The sequence below is a fragment of the Chryseobacterium sp. KCF3-3 genome (assembly GCF_045865955.1).
Lineage (GTDB): Bacteria > Bacteroidota > Bacteroidia > Flavobacteriales > Weeksellaceae > Chryseobacterium.
Genome location: NZ_AP035792.1, coordinates 2,676,903 through 2,696,781, shown reverse-complemented (window position 1 = coordinate 2,696,781; position 19,879 = coordinate 2,676,903). Strand labels below are relative to the sequence as shown.

15 protein-coding genes are annotated in these 19,879 nt (G+C 36.2%); 10 read left to right on the top strand and 5 right to left on the bottom strand.

Translation table 11 applies throughout. From position 1 onward, the window contains the following. Positions 1-7 precede the first annotated feature (7 nt). The 9 genes from ACKTTZ_RS12085 to ACKTTZ_RS12045 all read left to right on the top strand — a co-directional run bounded on the left by ACKTTZ_RS12085 (position 8) and on the right by ACKTTZ_RS12045 (position 11,170). Complete coding sequence (locus tag ACKTTZ_RS12085) at positions 8-1,006, top strand: 2Fe-2S iron-sulfur cluster-binding protein (protein ID WP_034693425.1); 999 nt, start codon at positions 8-10, stop codon at positions 1,004-1,006. A gap of 177 nt (positions 1,007-1,183) precedes the next feature. Beyond that, complete coding sequence (gene nuoH / locus ACKTTZ_RS12080; RefSeq protein ID WP_034693422.1) at positions 1,184-2,248, top strand: NADH-quinone oxidoreductase subunit NuoH; 1,065 nt, start codon at positions 1,184-1,186, stop codon at positions 2,246-2,248. A gap of 151 nt (positions 2,249-2,399) precedes the next feature. Next, on the top strand, positions 2,400-2,957 hold the full coding sequence (locus tag ACKTTZ_RS12075) for an NADH-quinone oxidoreductase subunit I (RefSeq protein WP_034693420.1): 558 nt from the start codon (positions 2,400-2,402) through the stop codon (positions 2,955-2,957). Beyond that, positions 2,957-3,454 carry an NADH-quinone oxidoreductase subunit J gene (locus ACKTTZ_RS12070; RefSeq protein WP_034693417.1) on the top strand — a complete coding sequence of 166 codons (498 nt, stop codon included), beginning with the start codon at positions 2,957-2,959 and terminating at the stop codon, positions 3,452-3,454. The genes ACKTTZ_RS12075 and ACKTTZ_RS12070 overlap by 1 nt, the downstream gene beginning before the upstream one ends. A gap of 4 nt (positions 3,455-3,458) precedes the next feature. Further along, positions 3,459-3,788 (top strand): NADH-quinone oxidoreductase subunit NuoK, encoded by a 330-nt coding sequence (gene nuoK / locus ACKTTZ_RS12065; protein ID WP_002983557.1) that lies wholly within the window; start codon positions 3,459-3,461, stop codon positions 3,786-3,788. A 2-nt stretch (positions 3,789-3,790) separates the two neighbouring features. After that, the gene (gene nuoL / locus ACKTTZ_RS12060) at positions 3,791-5,704 is read left to right on the top strand and encodes an NADH-quinone oxidoreductase subunit L (RefSeq protein ID WP_034693414.1); all 1,914 of its coding nucleotides are present in this window, start codon (positions 3,791-3,793) and stop codon (positions 5,702-5,704) included. A gap of 2 nt (positions 5,705-5,706) precedes the next feature. Beyond that, positions 5,707-7,200 (top strand): NuoM family protein, encoded by a 1,494-nt coding sequence (locus ACKTTZ_RS12055; protein ID WP_142018570.1) that lies wholly within the window; start codon positions 5,707-5,709, stop codon positions 7,198-7,200. 16 nt (positions 7,201-7,216) lie between these two features. Next, positions 7,217-8,596 (top strand): NADH-quinone oxidoreductase subunit N, encoded by a 1,380-nt coding sequence (locus ACKTTZ_RS12050; RefSeq protein ID WP_253316265.1) that lies wholly within the window; start codon positions 7,217-7,219, stop codon positions 8,594-8,596. A 261-nt stretch (positions 8,597-8,857) separates the two neighbouring features. Then, the gene (locus ACKTTZ_RS12045; RefSeq protein WP_407848994.1) at positions 8,858-11,170 is read left to right on the top strand and encodes a GAF domain-containing protein; all 2,313 of its coding nucleotides are present in this window, start codon (positions 8,858-8,860) and stop codon (positions 11,168-11,170) included. A gap of 32 nt (positions 11,171-11,202) precedes the next feature. On the opposite strand, the gene ACKTTZ_RS12040 is transcribed toward ACKTTZ_RS12045, so the two are convergent. From ACKTTZ_RS12040 to ACKTTZ_RS12020, 5 genes are all read right to left on the bottom strand, one after another. Further along, on the bottom strand, positions 11,203-11,787 hold the full coding sequence (locus ACKTTZ_RS12040) for a hypothetical protein (protein WP_034693403.1): 585 nt from the start codon (positions 11,785-11,787) through the stop codon (positions 11,203-11,205). Then, the gene (locus ACKTTZ_RS12035; protein WP_034693401.1) at positions 11,787-12,194 is read right to left on the bottom strand and encodes a hypothetical protein; all 408 of its coding nucleotides are present in this window, start codon (positions 12,192-12,194) and stop codon (positions 11,787-11,789) included. Before ACKTTZ_RS12035 ends, ACKTTZ_RS12040 begins: the two co-directional genes overlap by 1 nt. Positions 12,195-12,200: 6 nt before the next feature. Then, complete coding sequence (locus tag ACKTTZ_RS12030; RefSeq protein ID WP_407848992.1) at positions 12,201-13,697, bottom strand: hypothetical protein; 1,497 nt, start codon at positions 13,695-13,697, stop codon at positions 12,201-12,203. A 175-nt stretch (positions 13,698-13,872) separates the two neighbouring features. After that, positions 13,873-14,796: a bestrophin family protein gene (locus tag ACKTTZ_RS12025; protein WP_407848990.1), complete on the bottom strand. Its 924-nt coding sequence runs from the start codon at positions 14,794-14,796 to the stop codon at positions 13,873-13,875. Between the two features lie 17 nt (positions 14,797-14,813). Further along, positions 14,814-15,989 carry a Pycsar system effector family protein gene (locus ACKTTZ_RS12020; protein WP_034693398.1) on the bottom strand — a complete coding sequence of 392 codons (1,176 nt, stop codon included), beginning with the start codon at positions 15,987-15,989 and terminating at the stop codon, positions 14,814-14,816. Between the two features lie 26 nt (positions 15,990-16,015). On the opposite strand from ACKTTZ_RS12020, the gene ACKTTZ_RS12015 reads away from it, so the two are divergent. Next, the gene (locus tag ACKTTZ_RS12015; protein ID WP_407848987.1) at positions 16,016-19,732 is read left to right on the top strand and encodes a metallophosphoesterase; all 3,717 of its coding nucleotides are present in this window, start codon (positions 16,016-16,018) and stop codon (positions 19,730-19,732) included. The last annotated feature ends 147 nt before the right edge of the window (positions 19,733-19,879 follow it).

Here is a 19,879-nt window from a genome sequence, read left to right as displayed (position 1 = left end):
ATATCATATGAGCGAAGAAGTTAAAAAATTCAAAATAACTATAGACGGACAGACTACTGAAGTTTTGCCTGGTACTTCTATTCTGGAAGCTGCAAGACAAATCGGTGGTAAATCTGTACCTCCTGCAATGTGCTACTACAGCAAGTTGGAAACCAGTGGAGGAAGATGTAGAACTTGTCTGGTAGAAGTTTCTAAAGGATCTGAAGCAGACCCACGTCCTATGCCAAAATTAGTAGCAAGCTGCAGAACTAATGTAATGGACGGGATGGAAGTAAAAAATCTTACTTCTGAGAAAGCTCAGGAAGGAAGAAAAGCGGTTACCGAATTCTTATTGGTAAACCACCCGCTGGACTGCCCTATCTGCGACCAGGCAGGAGAATGTCATCTTCAGGACTTAGGATATGAGCATGGTGTAGAAAACACAAGAACAGAATTCGAAAGAAATACTTACGAAGCTGATGATCTTGGACCGAACATCAAATTAAATATGAACCGTTGTATTCTTTGCGCAAGATGCGTACTGACAGCTAACCAGCTTACAGAAACAAGAGAACACGGTATCCTTTTCAGAGGAGATCACGCTGAAATTTCAACGTATTTAAATAAAGCCTTAGACAATGACTTCATCGGAAACGTTATCGACGTTTGCCCTGTAGGAGCATTAACAGACAGAACAGCACGTTTTGCAAGCAGAGTTTGGTTTACAAAACCGATGAACGCAACTTGTAAATGTGATAAGTGTTCTGGAAAAGCTGTTGTATGGTTTAAAGGAGACGAAATTGTAAGAGTTACGGCAAGAAAAGACCAGTGGGGTGAAGTAGAAGAATTCATCTGCGATACATGTCGTTTCGAAAGAAAAGCCTTATCAGACTGGAACATCGAAGGCCCTAGACATATCGACAGACATTCTGTAATTTCATTGAACCACTACGAAAAGCCTAAAGATGAGCTAAGAGTTTTAGACAATCCGATGGCTAAAGAAATCAGTGAAAAAGACGAAAAATAAAATAGTTGGAAGTTAGGAAGCTGGAAGCTGGGAGTTTAATAAATACCCTAAATTTCAGTTTTAATTTTAGCTGTTTTAATAATATATAAAAAATTTGGTAATGTGATGAAGAGTTGATGCCACGACGTGATAAACTTCCAGCTTCCAGCTCCCATCTTCAAACATTTAAAATAAAAAATGGATTTACTTACATTTAAACTTATACTTGTACTAGCACTTTTCCTGCTATCACTTACGATTGCAGCCTACTCTACCTGGGCAGAAAGAAAAGTAGCCTCTATCATGCAGGATAGAATTGGTCCTAACAGAGCCGGACCTTTCGGATTACTGCAGCCTCTTGCTGACGGTGGAAAATTCTTCTTTAAAGAAGACTTTACGCCAGCCAATGCAGAAAGATTCCTTTTCGTATTAGGGCCAGCTTTGGTAATGTTTATTTCATTGATTACAGGAGCTGTGATTCCTTGGGGTAAAAGTTTAAATATTGCAGGTACTTCTTTTGATCTTCAGGTAGCAAACATCGATGTTGGTGTACTTTTCATCATCGGTATGGCTTCCATTGGGGTTTACGGAATTATGATCGGAGGTTGGGCTTCGAACAACAAATACTCATTATTAGGTGCTATCCGTGCTTCTTCTCAGATGATTTCTTATGAATTGGCGATGGGATTAGCACTTCTTTCTATCATCATGATGTCTGGAAGTTTGGATTTAAAAGAAATCACTGAAAGTCAGACTACCGGAAAATTATGGGGAGTTATTCCTTGGGTTTCAGGATTGAACTGGAACATTTTCTACCAGCCGATCGCATTCCTTGTTTTCTTTGTCGCTGCTTTGGCAGAAACCAACAGACACCCGTTCGATTTACCTGAGTGTGAATCTGAATTGGTAACAGGATACTCTACAGAATACTCTTCCATGAAGTTAGGGTTATATATGTTCGGAGAATATGTGAACATGTTTATTTCCAATGCTTTTATGGTTGTTCTTTTCTTCGGAGGGTATAACTATCCTGGTATTGAATGGGTAACTCAGAACTGGGGAGAAAATGCTGCAGGAATCTTGAGCGTTGTAGCATTCCTTACAAAAACAGTAATCGGAATTCTGATCTTCATGTGGATCAGATGGACACTTCCAAGATTCAGATATGACCAGTTAATGCACTTAGGATGGAAAACATTAATCCCAATGGCATTGGTAAACCTATTAATTACAGGAGCTGTAATTTTAGCATTTGCAAACTAAGAAATTTGAAAATGAGCTGATTTGAAAATTTGATAATGAAATCAAAGTTTTATCTTTAGCGTATCATATTCAATCATCAATATTAAATAATTAAGATAACAGACAAGATTAGTCTAAAATCTAATGTCTAACATCTAATATCTATAATTAAATGAAACTTACAAACAGATCAAAAGTTGTTTCCAATAAAGAAATGACCCTTGCTGAAAAAATCTACCTTCCTGCCATCTTTACAGGGATGGGGATTACATTTAAGCATGCTGTAAGAACCGTGATAAAGGGTGCTCCCGCAGTATATTCGTATCCGGAAGTACAGAAACCAAGAACCACCATCTGGAGAGGTCAGCACGTTTTGAAGAGAGACGAAGAAGGCAGAGAAAGATGTACAGCTTGTGGACTTTGTGCGGTAGCTTGTCCTGCAGAAGCCATTACGATGACTGCTGCTGAAAGAACTAAAGAGGAAAGAGGTCTTTACAGAGAAGAGAAATACGCTTCAGTATATGAAATCAATATGCTAAGATGTATTTTCTGTGGTATGTGTGAAGAAGCTTGTCCTAAATCTGCCATCTATCTTACCGACAGATTGGTAGACGTAGAAACCAACAGAGGTTCTTTCATTTACGGAAAAGATAAATTAGTTGAAAAAATAAATGAAAGGATTGATATCACGACAAGACAATCCGAGAAACAAAAAAATGCGGTAAAATAATGGATCAGTTTTTATTTTTCTTGGTGGCGTTTTTAGCAGTGGCAAGTGCTGTTTACTTTGTATTTGCAAGAAATCCTCTTTATGCTATTTTGTCATTAATTGTTACGATGTTTTCAATTGCCGGAATGTACATTCTTCTCAATGCACAGTTCCTGGCAATCATCCAGATTATAGTGTACGCAGGTGCTATCATGGTACTTTTCCTTTATATCTTAATGATGCTTAACCTTAATAAGCAAGACGAAAGTAAAAAGAACAATACTTTAAAATTTGTTGGAGTTTTTACAGCAGGTCTTCTTTTGGTAGGTGTATTAGGAGTTTTCAGAGGAGTAAAAGACAATCACATTGTTGTTGAAAATGTAGACAGAGGTGTAGGTCTTACCAAAAATCTGGGTAGACTTTTGTTTAATGAATATGTTTTACCGTTTGAGCTTGCTTCCATCCTAATTCTGGCAGGTATTGTAGGCGCGGTATTAATCGGTAAAAAAGATTTATAAAATTATGGGAGAAGTAAATACATTTATACAAAGCATCCCTTTGGACTACTTCATCATTCTTTCATCAGTATTGTTCTGTTTGGGAGTAATGGGAGTATTGCTTAGAAAAAATGCTATTGTGATTCTGGGCTGTGTAGAGCTTATGCTGAATTCTGTAAACCTTTTATTAGCAGCTTTTTCAGCGTATAAAGGCAACGGCGACGGACAGCTTTTAGTTTTCTTCATTATGGTGGTAGCTGCTGCTGAAGTAGCAGTAGGTCTGGCAATTATTGCGATGCTATATAGAAACACCCGTTCTGTAGATGTGAGTATATTTAATAAATTAAGAGGATAAGAATGGAGAATCTAGTATATGCAATAGTACTTTTACCACTTTTAGGGTTTCTTATTAACGGGCTATTCGGGAAAAATCTTCCAAAAATATTGGTAGGATCTTTGGCTACAGCTATGGTTTTCGGATCTTTCTGTATTGCTGTAAGTATTTTCATGAATTTCAATTCTGAAAGCCAGCCTGTTATTGTAAAAGCTTTTGAATGGTTTAGAGTAAACGGAGTTCAAATCAATTTTGGATTCCAGATTGATCAGCTTTCTTTAATGATGGTGATGATCATTACGGGTATCGGTTCACTGATCCACTTATACTCTATCGGATATATGAGTCATGATAAAGGATTCTATAAGTTTTTTACTTACCTGAATCTTTTCATCTTCTCGATGTTACTTTTAGTAATGGGAAGCAACTACCTTATCCTGTTTATCGGATGGGAAGGTGTAGGTCTTTGTTCTTACCTGTTAATCGGATTCTGGTATACTAACGAAGAATACGGTAAAGCAGCAAGAAAAGCTTTCATCATGAACAGAATTGGTGACCTTGCGTTATTGATCGGTATTTTCATGATCGCTTCTCAGACTAATGCTGTAGATTATCTTTCTGTAGCAGAAAACGCTTCAAAATTTGAATTAGACGGAACAGTGATTATCTTTATCACAGCGAGTTTATTCATCGGTGCTACCGGTAAATCTGCTCAGGTTCCATTATATACATGGTTACCGGATGCGATGGCAGGACCTACTCCTGTATCAGCGTTGATCCACGCGGCAACGATGGTAACAGCAGGTATTTACTTAGTAGTAAGATCCAACTTCTTATTTACTTTAGCACCTACGGTACAGGGAGGAATTTTATTCATCGGATTCTTAACGGCTGCTTTGGCAGGATTTTATGCACTACGTCAAAACGACATCAAAAAAGTATTGGCATACTCTACAGTTTCACAGCTTGGATTTATGTTCATCGCTTTAGGTCTTGGAGCATATACAACAGCAATGTTCCACGTAATGACGCACGCTTTCTTCAAAGCTTTATTATTCTTGGGTGCAGGTTCTGTAATCCACGCTATGAGCAACGAGCAGGATATGCGTTTCATGGGAGGTCTTAAAAAATATATTCCTCTTACCCACGCTACATTCCTTATCGGAACATTAGCCATCTCAGGTTTCCCTTTACTATCAGGGATGATCTCTAAAGACGAAATTTTAGTAGCAGCTTTCGCTAAAAACCCTGTTTACTGGGTAATCTTATTTGTTTTAGCGGCAATGACTGCAACTTATATGTTCAGACTATACTACCTGACATTCCACGGAGAATTCAGAGGTACAGAAGAACAAAAACACCACTTACATGAAAGCCCTTCTAATATGACATTACCATTGATCGTATTGGCTATTCTTTCTGTAATCGGAGGTTTTATCAACCTGCCACACTTCATCGGTCACGGCCATTATGCTAAACTGATGGAATGGTTAAAGCCAGTTCTTACGGAACAAAGCTACAGCCAGATGGAAGCTACTCTTTCAGGAGTACCTTTCAATACTGAAATGATCTTATTAGCAGCTACAGTATTAATGTTCTTCACTGTATGGTTCATCGTTAGAAATACTTATGTAAGTAAGAAAAAGATGGCTGTTGCAGAGGAAAACTATACCGGATGGGAAAAGCTTTCTGCTAAGAAATTATACGTTGACGAACTTTACAACGCATTGATTGTAAAAACTGTTGAAGGATTAGGACGCGGAGGAAAAATGTTTGATAAGGGTATCTTAGACCGTTTTGTAAACTTTGTAGGTGATGGTGCTGAAGACAGCGGAAAAGCTATGAAGCGTGTACAGAACGGAAATGTAGAGACATATATCCTTATCATGTCTTTAGCTGTGGGAATTATATTAATTGTTAACTTTTTATTACAATAATAATGTCTTGTTTGTTATTAACATTATTACTATTACCTCTAGTAGGTTCGGGATTAGTTTTTGCCTGGAAGAATAATTCCAGCAAATATTTGGCGCTTGGAATTGCATTGGTACAAATGCTCCTTACGTTCTATATATTATCGGATTTTGATTTTACTCCGACAGTAGACAGCGTATTGCAGCACGAGATCAATTATCCATGGTCACAATTTATGAAGAGCTCTCTTCACTTCGGTATCGATGGGATGAGCATGCTTCTTTTATTATTGACCAACATTCTGGCTCCAATCATTATTTTATCATCTTTCAATGAAAATGTAAACTACAGAAATACATTCTACGGACTGATTCTGTTGATGCAGTTCGGTCTTGTAGGAGTGTTCACTTCTTTAGACGGATTGTTATTCTACATTTTCTGGGAAGTAACTTTGATTCCAATTTGGTTCATTGCCGGACTTTGGGGACAAGAGAATAAAAGGTTCGAGTTCACTACGAAATTCTTCGTATATACATTCGTTGGATCATTATTTATGTTAGCCGGATTGATCTATGTGTACAACCACTCTGCATCATTCGCTTTAACAGATTTATATAATGCTCAGCTGAATGAAGTACAGCAGACTGTGGTATTCTGGTTTATTTTCTTTGCTTTTGCAGTGAAATTACCGGTATTCCCTTTCCATACTTGGCAGCCTGACACGTATACCTACTCTCCTACTCAGGGATCCATGTTATTATCAGGGATCATGCTGAAGATGGCAGTATACGGTGTAATGCGTTATTTACTTCCAATCACTCCACTTCCTATAGCTGGAATTTCCGGACAGATCGTAATTATTCTTGCTATTGTAGGAATTGTTCACGGTGCGTTGATCGCTATTATCCAAACGGATATGAAGAGAATCATTGCGTATTCTTCTTTCTCTCACGTAGGATTGATGGTAGCAGGTATCTTTGCTTCTGCAGTAGTTACTTTAAGAGGAACTTTCAATGTAGAAGGAGCTGAAGGAGCTTTGGTACAGACATTTGCTCACGGTATCAACGTAGTAGGTTTATTCTACTGTTGTGATATTTTATATAAGAGATTTAAATCAAGAGACATCAGACAAATGGGTGGTTTAGCTAAAGTAGCGCCTAAGTTTGCTGTATTGTTTCTGATCATTATATTAGGTTCAATGGGAGTTCCATTAACCAATGGATTCATCGGGGAATTTATTTTGTTGAAATCAGTTTATGATTTTAACGGAACAGCGGCAGTAATTGCTGGTCTTACGGTAATTCTTTGTGCAGTGTATTTATTGAGATTCTACGGAAAAGCGATGTTTGGAGAAGGAGATGAAGCCGTTTTAAGTACAGCAAAAGATTTATCAGGTGTAGAATTTTCTGTATTGGCAAGTTTAGCGGTTTTTGTGATTTTACTAGGTATTTTCCCACAACCGGTAATCGACATGGTGAGTAGTTCGGTGAAGTTTATCTACCAATCAATGGTAAGTTAATTTGATATTTTAAGAAATGAGTGTTTTAATTATTGTTTTCCTAACGGCAGTTATTGCGTTATTTTCAGGAGTTTTTGAACAAGGAAAATTCGCAAGATACATTGGGATTTTGGGATTAATCATTGCATTGTATGTAAGTTTTATGCCGGAATGTTCGTTCTTCGACCATTACAAGCATATGTACGAGTACAGTGACAATACCGCATTATTCACTAAAATATCAATCGTAACAACTTTATTGTTATTCTTCCTGGGAGGTTTTGCTTTCAGCAACCACAGAAGCCACCAGTCAGAATTATATGCATTGATGCTATTTGCATTATGTGGAGGAATCATCCTTTTCGGATACCAGAACCTGGTAACGATGTTCTTAGGAGTTGAGATCCTTTCTATTCCATTATATGTAATGGCTGGAGCTAATAAAACTGATCTTAGATCCAACGAAGCTTCTATTAAATATTTCCTTATGGGTGCATTCGCAACAGGTTTCTTACTGTTCGGTATTGCGTTCATCTACGGAAGTGCAGGAAGTTTTGATTTATACAAAATCCACGATTTCGGGGTAGCTAATTCAGGGAATGTAATGTTCATCTTAGGAGTATTACTAATTCTTTGTGCATTGGCATTTAAGGTAGCTTTAGCACCTTTCCACATGTGGAGTCCTGATGTATATGCAGGTTCTCCTTCATTAATCACAGCTTTCATGGCAAGTGTAGTAAAGATCTCAGGATTCTTTGCTCTGTTCAGATTGATGACGCTTGGTTTCGCAGGAGTAACTCACGAATGGATTAATGTTTTAGGAGTATTCTTAATCATTACATTACTTTTGGCAAACGTTATGGGTCTTGCTCAGACGAATGCAAAAAGAATGTTGGCATACTCTTCAGTATCTCACGCAGGATATATCGGATTGGTATTCTTCGGAATGACAAGCCTTTCTACGTATAACCTGGCATTTTATTTATTTGCTTATTCTTTATCTACAGTAGGTGTTTTCATGTGTCTGATCTGGGTAGAGAAATTAAAGAGAGAAACTTCTTTCGGAGCCTTCAAAGGATTGGCGAAGACTGAACCTTTATTAGCAACAGCAGCAACGATCTCTATGCTTTCAATGGCAGGAGTTCCGTTAACCGCTGGTTTCATGGGGAAATTTGCTTTATTCTCCCAGGCTATGAACGGTGCAGCTTTCTTAGTATTAGTAGCCGTGTTAGGTTCTGCCCTATCTATTGCTTACTATTTAAGACTGATCATTGCGATGTTCTTCTTTAAAGAATCAACATTCAAATCATCAGAAAAAGTAACCCTTACTTACAACATCATTGCAGTGGTTGTTATTGCTTTGATTATCATTCTTGGAGTTTTCCCGGATCTATTTGCAAGAATATTCGGATTATAAAATCTGAATTTTAAGATATAAAAAGCACAACTCTTCAGTTGTGCTTTTTTATTATCCTTTGAATAATGAATATCTCCCCCAAAAAACTATAATTTTTATTTATCAGTAAATCTATAATCTGTCTTTCCAAAAAAAAGTAAAGAATTAGAACATACCTTGCAGAGTTTCCCAAAGCACCTGCAAATTATGTACAATAAAATAAAAATTCCACACTATCAATATTCTGCTTTTTTCATAACTTTACTTTAAATTTTTCAGCTCTTGGCTAATCTCTATAAAAAAGACTCTCCCTTTCAGGTTTATATATCATTCAAAAAATATTTGGATGTTCTGGAACATATCCGGTATAATGACAGACTGGAATACAGGGTCAATTATGCAGAGTCTTTACTAGAGAGCACCAGAAATTTTAAAGAACTTAGAGAAGGTTTTAATGACACTACCCTTCTTGAAAAACATGAAGACCTCATCAGACTACTTCTTGCTGATCTTTTTCCAACAGGCCTCACCAGAAACGAAATAAAAGCAGCAAGTATTCCGCTTTCCAACATTACTTTCAACTATACCGAAAGGTTTAAAGATATTCTGAAAGACGCAGGAAAAGACTTCGAAATAGAACTCAGGAATATTTCAGATAATGAATTTTATGTATTCTGTTGCTGTCTGATTCTTCAGAGCTACTTCAAAAAAGATATTAAAAGTACCATCCCGTTTTATTATGATATTCCCAATAAGCAGGGAATCATGAAGCATTATAAAATTACGGTCAATTCAGATTTTACAGAAATTACTCCTACAGAAGATGCCAAAATTCCGTCTGATGATGTTCTGGATATGCTGCTGGAAAATCTTGATGACTTTAAGCTTTGGAAGAAATATTTCCCATCTCAATCCTGGATATTGAAAGGATTTACCATTATTTCACTGGTAGACTGTACCTCTGAAGTTGCCCTTTCTGATCTGAAATCAAGCATGATTGAAATTGATCCGGAAAATATGAATCCCAACGAAAATCTCACAGAAATTTTCAAATCTTACTTTGATGTTCCTGAGCTAAGTTTTGGGCTGATGACTTTCAATAAAAAGGAACAGAAACTGGATAAGCTCCCGATTTATGAAAGCCTTCTCACCAATCATATCCTGGATTTCTGGATCAATGCATTTGATGAAGAAACCCGTAAGAGTACTTTTAATAATTTAAATCATAATTCAAAGCCTGTAGTTGTTTCCAATGTAAACAACCTGGACGAGAATGTCAAGCTGCTTCCTTCCTTCAGTATTTTAAAGGATAATAATGTGAACAGCTTCATGGTAATTCCTATCATGAAAGATGGTGAGCTCCTTGCTATCATGGAATTCACCTCTCCTATTGCCGGAAGTTTCAATGGTTTAAAGCTTAAAAAACTGGAGTTTTTCACTGATATGGTTCTTTTCTCTCTGAACAGATTTTACTTTGAGAAAAACTATCAGATAGAAGCTATTATTCAGCGTGAATATACAACCATCCACGACAGCGTGGTGTGGAAATTTAGAAATGAAGCTGAAAAATATTTTACAGCATCGCTTGGAAAAAAAATATATACTTTAAAGCAGATTGCATTTAAAAATCTGACTCCTTTGTTTGGGGTTTCAGATATCCGTTCTTCTTCTGAAAAACGTTTTAATCTGATGCTGCAGGATCTTAATCAACAAATTGAATGGCTGAATGAGGTTTTGGTACTCACCAATTCCGATTCAGAAAAATTTGTACTGGCGCTGGATGTTTTTGAGAATGAGATCAACAATGAGATCAAAGCGGATACGGAACAACGTTTCCAGAGATTATTAAGGGAAGAAATTCATCCTTTCCTCCAGGGTAAACTGGAAGTAAGAACCTCAAGAGAAATAAAAACTAAAATCAAAGACTATTTTTCACACATCTTTACTTCTACGGATCTGTTTTATCACCACAGGAAAAACCTTGATGATTCTATCACCCTGGTCAACCGAAAACTGGCAGATATGTTGGATGAAAGCCAGATAAAAGCACAGGAAATTTTCCCACATTACTATGAAAGATTCAAATCTGACGGTGTGGAACATAATCTGTACAGTGGTTCTACCATCGCTCCGGAACTTCACTATACTTCGAAAGTAGTTCACAAACTGAGATACTGGCAGCTTAAGACGATTTGTAAAATGGAACTTGAATTTCAGTCGTTCAAAAAATATCTTCCTGTACAGCTGGATATTGCTTCGCTGATCTTCGTGTATAATGAAAAAATAGACATCCGTTTCAGAATGGATGAAAAACGCTTTGATGTAGACGGAGCTTACAATTCTTATTACGAAATTATCAAAAAGCGTCTGGATAAAGCGCATGTCAAAGATTCTTCTGAACGTATCACCGCTCCCGGAAAAATCACCATCGTCTATTTCGGGATGGAAAATCAGAAAGAATACCTCGACTACATTTCAAAACTTCAGAAGAAAGGAGTATTACAGCATGATGTAGAATTTTTAAAGGTAGAGGATCTTCAGGGAATTACAGGATTGCTGGCGTTGAGGGTTTCTTTTACGCTTCCGCAGGAATAGAAAAATCCGGAATATACATCCCGGATGATTATTTATCGTTTTTCTTCAATAAAAATACTGATTTCAAATTCCTGTTTTACAGGATATTTATAAACTTTAGCAGAATACCAGTTGTCAAGTTCTTTTGATTGAAATAAACGTTCTATTTCTTTCTTTGAAGCTTCATCTGTATACTTTATGAAATCAATTTTTTCAATCGCATTTTGTTTTCCTATTGTTACGCGAAGTCTGTTTTCTCCTTTCTGTGCATTTGCCTGAACCTTAAATTTTTCAAATAAGATTTTGCGAAAATTGTCTATTCCGGTCTTAAAACCTGCATAATTAGGCTCAAACAGCTCTATATCATCAATACAGTTCCCATTTATTTTCTGGCATTTTTCCAGAGATGTTACAGCTTCTGATTTTAATGAATCAATTGCTTTTCTTTCTTCTGATGTAGATGGAAGTATTTTTATATTCTCTAATGTTGAAATATAATGAATTAGTGCTTCTGATTTTACAGAGTGTAACGTATCATTTTTAATAACTTTTCTAGTATGTGCTACTCCTTTAATCTCTTGCGAAGATACTTTGGATAGAAAAAGAATTGAGTAAATCAACATTAATTTCTTCATCATTAACGATATACTTTTATCCCTTTTATGATTTTACTTCCATAAAAATTTCTTTCTTCATTGGTGAATAAGGCATTATTTAATTCTTGGAAATATCTGGTTTCATGTCTTAAAATTGGAGTTTCCCATTCTATTGATAAAGTAACTACATTATGAAAAGAAGCTTCTTTATCACAAAAATTAAAATCAGTTGAAAAATTATAATATTTAGTTCTAAAATTTGGGACAGGCCAAACCGTTTTAGGTTGAATTTGTGTCATATCATTTAATAACTTAGAAAAAGGCTTCCCTATATAACTTGTTTTATTAACTTCAAATTGCTTTAAATAATTCAACGTATCTAGTTGAGCAAAACTTTTAATGAATAGACAAAAAGTAATCATTAATAATATTTTTGATATTTTTTTCATTGGTAATTATTTTAAATTGCAGTCTATTGTTTCTTTATATATTATTTTTGTTGGGTCTGTTGGATCAGGTAATTCTTTCACATAAATTGGGCTAAAATTACCCGAACTATCTTTTTTACTTATACCAATTCCCATTCCATATTTTCCTATTACAAAAGCTGTTGCAAGTTCCATTGATTCTTCATCAGATTTTTTTGAAACACTAAAAAAATAATTATATACTAAATTAAAGTCTTTTCCAATACTCATTGATGTATTCCAGTTTTGACTTGTCATATCAAAATAAGTAAGCTCGGGATAAGTTGTTGTAAAATTAGCAAAAGCAGTAGGATTTGTGATCGTATATACGTAAGTTGCTCCTGTATAAGCCCCATTAGTATAGTAATAATTAAAATTAGGATTAATATTATGAACTTTCCAAAACCAATAAATATCTCCAGGGGAAGCTACATCATAAGTTACTGATGTGTGGTTATGTATACCTCCTTCCACAACAAAATCAGGATTTGTTGCAGGCATTGGTACACTAGCCCCAGAAGAGCTTCCTAAAATGATACTTGAAACTTTATAAATACCTGAAGGATTTTTACCAAAAGTAAAAGCTTTTTCAACAGTTGAAGTAGAAATACCTGACTTCATTGTATTATTTTGTAAATCAACTACAGATTCATTTAAAAGGGTTTTTGCTTTTGCATTTTCAGTAATAATTTTTTTACAAGGTCTACTAGGAAGTGGTAAATTAGGGATTGTAGGTGTACCATTATTATTTCCGCCTGATCCTCCAAAAGGTCCACCACCTCCACCAGTTCCATCATCACCCAATCCAGTTGTAGCTGGAAGAGCTTTACATCTATGGACAACTACTGTTACCCGTGTGGAAGGCTGATCTGCTTTACAGGGACCTCCTTGCGTTTTTGGAAGCTCTCCATTGAAATGCTGTCCTTCACTGCAGGAAGTATAATAGGATTCTTCTACCCATTCACAGGAGATATCTGACTTCCCAACTAATCCACCATTGTAAGTTCCCGGATTAAGTTCTTCTACGGTCAGTTTTCCTTTTGTATCCACAGAGCCTCCATTGGCCAGAATTTGTTTTTCCGGTAGGGTAAAGTGATAAGTAATTAAAAGTTCTTTGTAAGTCCCATCAGGAAGAAGACTTAGCACAAGGTTTTCCAAAGGTGCATCCTCAGCAGCATTATCCCTTGTAAGATGAAAAGTATAACTGTGAACATCAGGCCCTCGTTCTATGTAAATCACATCATCTGTATTTACAGAAACCCCATTACTGTACTTTACAGCTTTCCCTGAAACATAGGTTTCTAATGTTTTAAATTTCTCATTGACTTTTTTAAGCTCAGGAATAAGATTAGTCTTGTGCTTACTTTCATCCAGTGAAATTCTTTTGTAAGTATACCGGAGAGCATTCCTGTCATTAGGATTCTCCTGCTGATCTGGGAAATAATCATTCCTGCAGGAATGTATTGCAAGGCTAAAGACTATCATAAGCAGCAGCTATGAAAGTAGTTTTTTCGTCATAATTTTGTGTTTTTAAAATAGTTAAAGTTTCAATACTTAAAAAAGCATGAGCAATATAAAGAAAAAATACTATGAAGCATTACGGGTTTCCACAATTCTTTTATAAATAACAGAAATACCTAATCTAGGAAAAAATTTTGTGCTAATCCACAAAATAAGTATCCGGCTTCTTCAATTCCCCTTGCGGAATTCCAGCCTGTTCAAAAATAGAAAATTCAATAGTACGGCAGATGCTGTTCAGGGCAAGGTCATTTTCCTCTTCACCAAAAGGTTCTCCAATCTCCTGAATAATAGCATCAAGAGCAATAAAGGTGTAGCTGATCAATAAAACGATTAAAGGCATCATCCAGCCCAAAGAATCTACCAATCCAAATGGAAGCCAGAAACAATATAAATAAACAGTACGATGCAACAAAACACTGTAAGCAAAGGGTAAGGGCGTATTGTAAATTCTCTCACAGCCTCCGGAAATATTAGAAAACTGGTTCAGCTGATGATCCATAGAAGTCATCACAATGGTGTCTATATTTCCTTTTTTATTCTGTTCATTGAGCCAGTCTGCAATAAATCCAAGAATAATACTGGGAATGAATTTTTTATTCTTCACCTGTTCCAGTTGTTCGGGCGAAAGCAATCTCTCAAGATGCTCTGTCCCGGATTTATCTCTCAACTGAAAGTTCAGTGACCAGGAGAATGCAGAAATCAGCTTGATCATTCTCTCTTTTTCCTCTTTAGCTTCAGGAGAAGAATCATTTACTAAGGATAAGATCTGTCTTGTGAGAGATCTGGTCTCAATCACAAGTAATCCCCAGAGTTTCCGTCCTTCCCAGAAACGGTCATAGCTCGCAGAATTACAGAAACCCATAAATATAGCAAGTGCCAATCCTATCAATGTAAAAATGGTAGGATTGAGATGTACTTTATAATCGAATATTCTCCCTTTGAAAAAATAGATAGCCAGGGAAAACAGCGTGATAATGGAAAGCTGAACAACAATTTTCTTTAATACGGAACCTCTCCATATAAATAACATTTTCAGCCAATTGGTACGCTGTCTGACGATCATTTGTGTGTATATTTTAATTAAAGACTAAGAAAAGCCACCCCGAAAGATAAAACGGAAATAATAATCCCCGCCATAAAGATCTTATAGGTAATGGATAAAAGCTTGTATTTTCTGTTAAGAACTTTCCCAAGATAATACAGATCTTTCACCATAGAATCGTAGATATAATCCCTGTCTTTAATAAGGTCTTTCATCGCATTGTTATAATCGTCAAATAACATCTGCTGAAAGTTCCCAAAGAACAGTAGGTTTACTTTTCTGTTAGTAATATCCTCAGAAGTAAATGTTGATTTTGTGACATTCGGTTTTGTGGATAAAATCGCAAATATGATTGTCAGTACGCTAGACAGTAATAATATGAAGCTTGGAAGAATCAGATGCGAATTCTTAGGAGCATCCAGTTTCGGTACCAATACAGAAAGACAAACTGAAATAATAATGGCATTTACCGATAAAAGAATATTGGCTTTGCTGTCTGCAATATCACTTAATCTTGTATGGTTATTCAACGTCACTCTGAATAAAGTATCCACACTTCTGTCCGATTTTTCTTTTTCTTTTTTACCTTCTGAAACCTCCTTTTTACTTTCTTTTTTCTCTTCTTCTTTTTCCAGCTTCTTCTCGATCTTTTTAATATTTTTCTTTTTCAGCGGTTCCCAGTTTTCTTTGGCGTAATCCGTATAAAAAGTATGCTTGTTTTTCAGCATGTCCAGATTTCCGGCATTCCATTCTTCATTGGAAAAACATCTTACATTGGTAAGCTCCCATTCTTTTCTCAAAGCATCGGAAATATCACTGTAATCATGTCCCGCAAAATGGCTGAAGTCTGCATCCTTTACAATTTTTTCCAGTAAATTCTGAGGTTCATACTGTATTTTCGTAGCCAAAATTAGTTTTTCAACGTCTGCAATATAGGCTTCCGGATAGTTTTCCTGGTGTAAAAAGGCTTTCATCACCTCTACACTCCTTTCCTCATGGTTGAGGGCACATTCTATATATCCCGTATCATGAAACCATAATGCCACGAGTACCTTCTCCTGATCCTCTTCAGAAACAGGAGTGTTTTTCATGATTTCCTCAGCCTTATTAACGGTATAGGCAGTATGGATAAAATTATGATAAAAATATACCGAAGATAACTTATCTTTGAATAAGATTTCAACATAATTTTTAGCTTTTTGTAAAATGCTCATCCCTGAAATTTTGTTAATGTAAATTTATGAATTTATCCTTTAAAACTCATCTAAAAAATACTTCTATTGTTCTTCGAACGGTAATGTCCGCAGGAGTCCTTTATTCCTGTGCTACCTATAACGTGCAAAAGGGCAAAAACTTATTTGAAGTAAAAGATTCCGAAATAAAATCTGAAAATGATTTTAAACTCTTTCTGATTGGAGATGCAGGAAACTCAGATGAACCTCAGGCACAAAAAACGCTGAATTTACTGAAAAGTAAGCTGGATTCTGCCAGCAGTAACTCTATGCTGATCTTTCTGGGTGATAATATCTACCCCAATGGGATGCCCAAAGAAACAGATAAAGATTATGCCACAGCAAAGCAGAAACTGGAAAATCAACTCTCCATTACCAAAAATTTTAAAGGGAAAACCCTTGTAATTCCGGGAAATCATGACTGGTACAGTGGACTGGAAGGATTGAATACCCAGGAAGGACTCGTTAAAAAATATCTTGATGATAAAAAAGCTTTCCTTCCTAAAAATGGATGCCCTATTGATGACATCAACATTTCTAAAGATATCAAACTTATTGCTATCGATTCGGAATGGGTGATTGCCAACTGGGACAATTATCCTGGAATCAACAAAAACTGTAATATCAAAACCCGTGAAGATTTTTTCACAGAGTTTAAAGATCTAATCATTAAAAATCAGGGTAAAAAAATAATTGTTGCCCTACACCATCCCATCATCAGTAGTGGAACACATGCAGGTTTTAATTCTGCAAAATCTCATCTCTTTCCCTTAAAGAGTAAAGTTCCTGTACCTGTGGTGGCAAGTGTAATCAATATATTAAGGAGTTCCTCAGGAGCCAGCCCTGAAGATATCAACAATCAACATTATGCAGATCTGGCCAACAGATTGAAAAGTATTGTTCAGGATAAAGAAAATATTATTTTCGTATCCGGCCATGACCATAATCTGCAATATCACGAAGATGGAAACTTAAGACAGATCATCAGTGGCGCAGGTTCTAAAACAGATCCTTCTACCATTGTAGAAAAAACAGACTTTTCCTACGGAGGCAGTGGTTTTGCAGTTTTAAATTTCAGAAAAGATGAAAGTACAGATGTGGAGTATTTTTCTACTAAAGATGCTCAACTTCAAAAACTGACTCATATTTCCGTGATTTCCAAACCGGATGTGTTTGTTAATAATTTCCCTAATTCTTTTCCTGCAACATTCTCTTCAACCATTTACCCGGTACCACTTACCGAAAAAAGAAAGTTTTACCGTTGGCTTTGGGGAGATCATTACAGAAGATATTACGGAATTCCCATTGAAGCTCCAACAGCTAATCTTTCTGAATTGAATGGTGGATACATTCCTTTCAGAGAAGGTGGAGGAAACCAGTCCAACAGTTTGCGATTGAAGTCTGCAGACGGACAGGAATTCGTGATGCGTGGCGTGAAAAAAAGCGCGATCCGTTTCTTAAATAATATGGCTTTCCAGAAAAGCACATTGGGAGAAGAACTTGCAGATACATATCCTGAAAAATTCTTACTTGATTTTTATACCACCAATCATCCGTTTACTCCATTTACGATTGGAAATATGTCTGAAAAACTGGGCATTTTCCACAGTAATCCTAAACTGTATTATATTCCTAAACAAAAGGCTTTGGGAACCTATAATGAGAATTATGGAGATGAAATGTATATGATTGAAGAACGTTTTTCTTCAGATCCGAAAACACTGGCTTCTCTCGATAATGCAAAAGATATTGTTTCTACAGATGATGTATTAAAAAACCTCAGCAAGAGTAATAAATATTCTGTAGACAGAGAATCTTACATCAGAGCAAGGTTATTTGATATGCTTATCGGAGACTGGGACAGACACTCAGATCAATGGAAATGGGCGCAATATGATGAGGGTGATAAAGTGATTTATAAACCCATTCCAAAAGACAGGGATCAGGCTTTCAGTAAATATGACGGGGCAGCTTTCAGAATTATTATGAATGTTCCGGCCATCCGCCATATGAAAACCTTTACAGAAGACATCAGCAGTGTCAAATGGCTTGCCATGGAACCTTACCCAATGGATCTTGTATTCTTAAAAGGCTCAGACCAGAATGAGTGGGAAACCCAGGCAAAATATATTCAGGAACATCTTACGGATACGGATATTGATGATGCTTTTCATAATCTTCCAAAAGAGGTGCAGGATGAAACGATTGCTGAAATCCAGAGAAAACTGAAAATAAGAAAAACAAAACTTCAGAGCTATGCCGCTCAGTACTATGATGTATTGCTGAAAAAAGTTCCTTTGGCGGGAACGGTAAACCCTGATAAGTTTGTCATCACCAAAAACGGACATTCAGTACTTGTACAGCAATATTATCTGGGTAAGAATAAAGACCAGAATGAACTGGTTTTTGAAAAGACCTATCACGATTCGAAAACAAAAGAATTATGGATCTATGGACTTGAAGATGATGATACTTATGTAGTAACAGGAAGCGGAAGTCCTAAAATGAATATCAGACTGATTGGTGGCTATAATCATGATACCTACAACGTTGCAGATGGAAGAAAAGTGAAGATTTATGATTTTAAATCTCAGAAAAACACGTATAATGACGGTAATGCAACAAAGAATATTACGGATGATTATGATATCAACAGCTATAATTATAAGCATCCTAAATATAATTCTGTTGCCGGATATCCAAACCTGGATTACAACCCGGATGATGGTGTTATTGTAGGAGTTCTGGCTAATTATACGGTGAATAATTTTATCCGTGACCCATTTACTCAGAGACATAGCTTAAAAGCTAATTTTTATACAGCAACTGCAGGATTTAGCCTCACATACAAAGGGGTATTTAAAAAGGCAATCTCAGGTTGGGATATCAACCTTGATGCATTTTATACGACTCCGAGATTCTCTCAAAACTTCTTTGGACTTTCCAATGAAAGTGAATATGACAAAGAGGATACGGAAAGAGAATACAACAGAGCCAGAATATCCAAGTTTAACTTCGCACCTTCTATCTCTCAAAAGAGCTGGATGAATCTCAGCCACCAGTTTCAACTGACTTTTGAAGATAATAAAGTACAGAGAAAAGCTGACCGTTTCATCAATCAGTCTCCGGATGTAAGACCTGGCGTATTTAACAGCCAGCAGTTTGTAGGAGCCAATTATACCTTTGGCTATAAAAATGCAGATAATACAGCCTTCCCTACTCTTGGATTGGAGTTTATGTTGAATGCAGACTGGAAAGCAACACTTTCTGATTTTAATAAAAACTTTGTTACCGTAAAAGGAAAACTTGCCATTGACCACAGAATTGATAAAAAGGGAACATTTGTATTCGCCAATTCCAGCAATGTGATGTGGATCAATAATAATAATTTTGAATTCTACCAGGCTGCAGCTATTGGAGGCAATAATGGAATGAGAGCCTTCAGAAATGAAAGATTTTCAGGAAGATCATATTTTACCAATAACTCGGAAATCCGATGGGATTTCGGACGGGTAAGAAATAATATTGTTCCTGCAAACATGGGAATTCTTATCGGATATGATATCGGCCGTGTATGGAATGACAATGAAAACTCCAGAAAATGGCATCAGTCTGCCGGTGCCGGTGTATGGCTGAGTATTGTGGAAATGATGTCTGCAAGATTGAATTATTTTTATGGCTCAGACGGTGGAAGGATTTCTGCCGGAGTGGGAATGAAATTTTAATCTGGTCATTAAAAAAAATCTCATTTTTGAAATGAGTACCGCAGTCAAAAACTCAACATAAAACACTGTTTAACAACATATTAAACTATTTAAAATTAAAAATTTGAAAAAATTTCAATTTTAATAAAATTTAATAATTCAAATTTT

Coding starts and splice junctions, on each gene's coding strand:
- ACKTTZ_RS12040 (WP_034693403.1), bottom strand. CDS start 11,787: ATGATGAAGAAATTAATGTTGATTTACTCAATTCTTTTTCTATCCAAA.
- ACKTTZ_RS12035 (WP_034693401.1), bottom strand. CDS start 12,194: ATGAAAAAAATATCAAAAATATTATTAATGATTACTTTTTGTCTATTC.
- ACKTTZ_RS12055 (WP_142018570.1), top strand. CDS start 5,707: ATGTCTTGTTTGTTATTAACATTATTACTATTACCTCTAGTAGGTTCG.
- nuoH (WP_034693422.1), top strand. CDS start 1,184: ATGGATTTACTTACATTTAAACTTATACTTGTACTAGCACTTTTCCTG.
- ACKTTZ_RS12020 (WP_034693398.1), bottom strand. CDS start 15,989: ATGAGCATTTTACAAAAAGCTAAAAATTATGTTGAAATCTTATTCAAA.
- ACKTTZ_RS12085 (WP_034693425.1), top strand. CDS start 8: ATGAGCGAAGAAGTTAAAAAATTCAAAATAACTATAGACGGACAGACT.
- ACKTTZ_RS12050 (WP_253316265.1), top strand. CDS start 7,217: ATGAGTGTTTTAATTATTGTTTTCCTAACGGCAGTTATTGCGTTATTT.
- ACKTTZ_RS12075 (WP_034693420.1), top strand. CDS start 2,400: ATGAAACTTACAAACAGATCAAAAGTTGTTTCCAATAAAGAAATGACC.
- ACKTTZ_RS12070 (WP_034693417.1), top strand. CDS start 2,957: ATGGATCAGTTTTTATTTTTCTTGGTGGCGTTTTTAGCAGTGGCAAGT.
- ACKTTZ_RS12030 (WP_407848992.1), bottom strand. CDS start 13,697: ATGATAGTCTTTAGCCTTGCAATACATTCCTGCAGGAATGATTATTTC.
- ACKTTZ_RS12015 (WP_407848987.1), top strand. CDS start 16,016: ATGAATTTATCCTTTAAAACTCATCTAAAAAATACTTCTATTGTTCTT.
- nuoK (WP_002983557.1), top strand. CDS start 3,459: ATGGGAGAAGTAAATACATTTATACAAAGCATCCCTTTGGACTACTTC.
- nuoL (WP_034693414.1), top strand. CDS start 3,791: ATGGAGAATCTAGTATATGCAATAGTACTTTTACCACTTTTAGGGTTT.
- ACKTTZ_RS12025 (WP_407848990.1), bottom strand. CDS start 14,796: ATGATCGTCAGACAGCGTACCAATTGGCTGAAAATGTTATTTATATGG.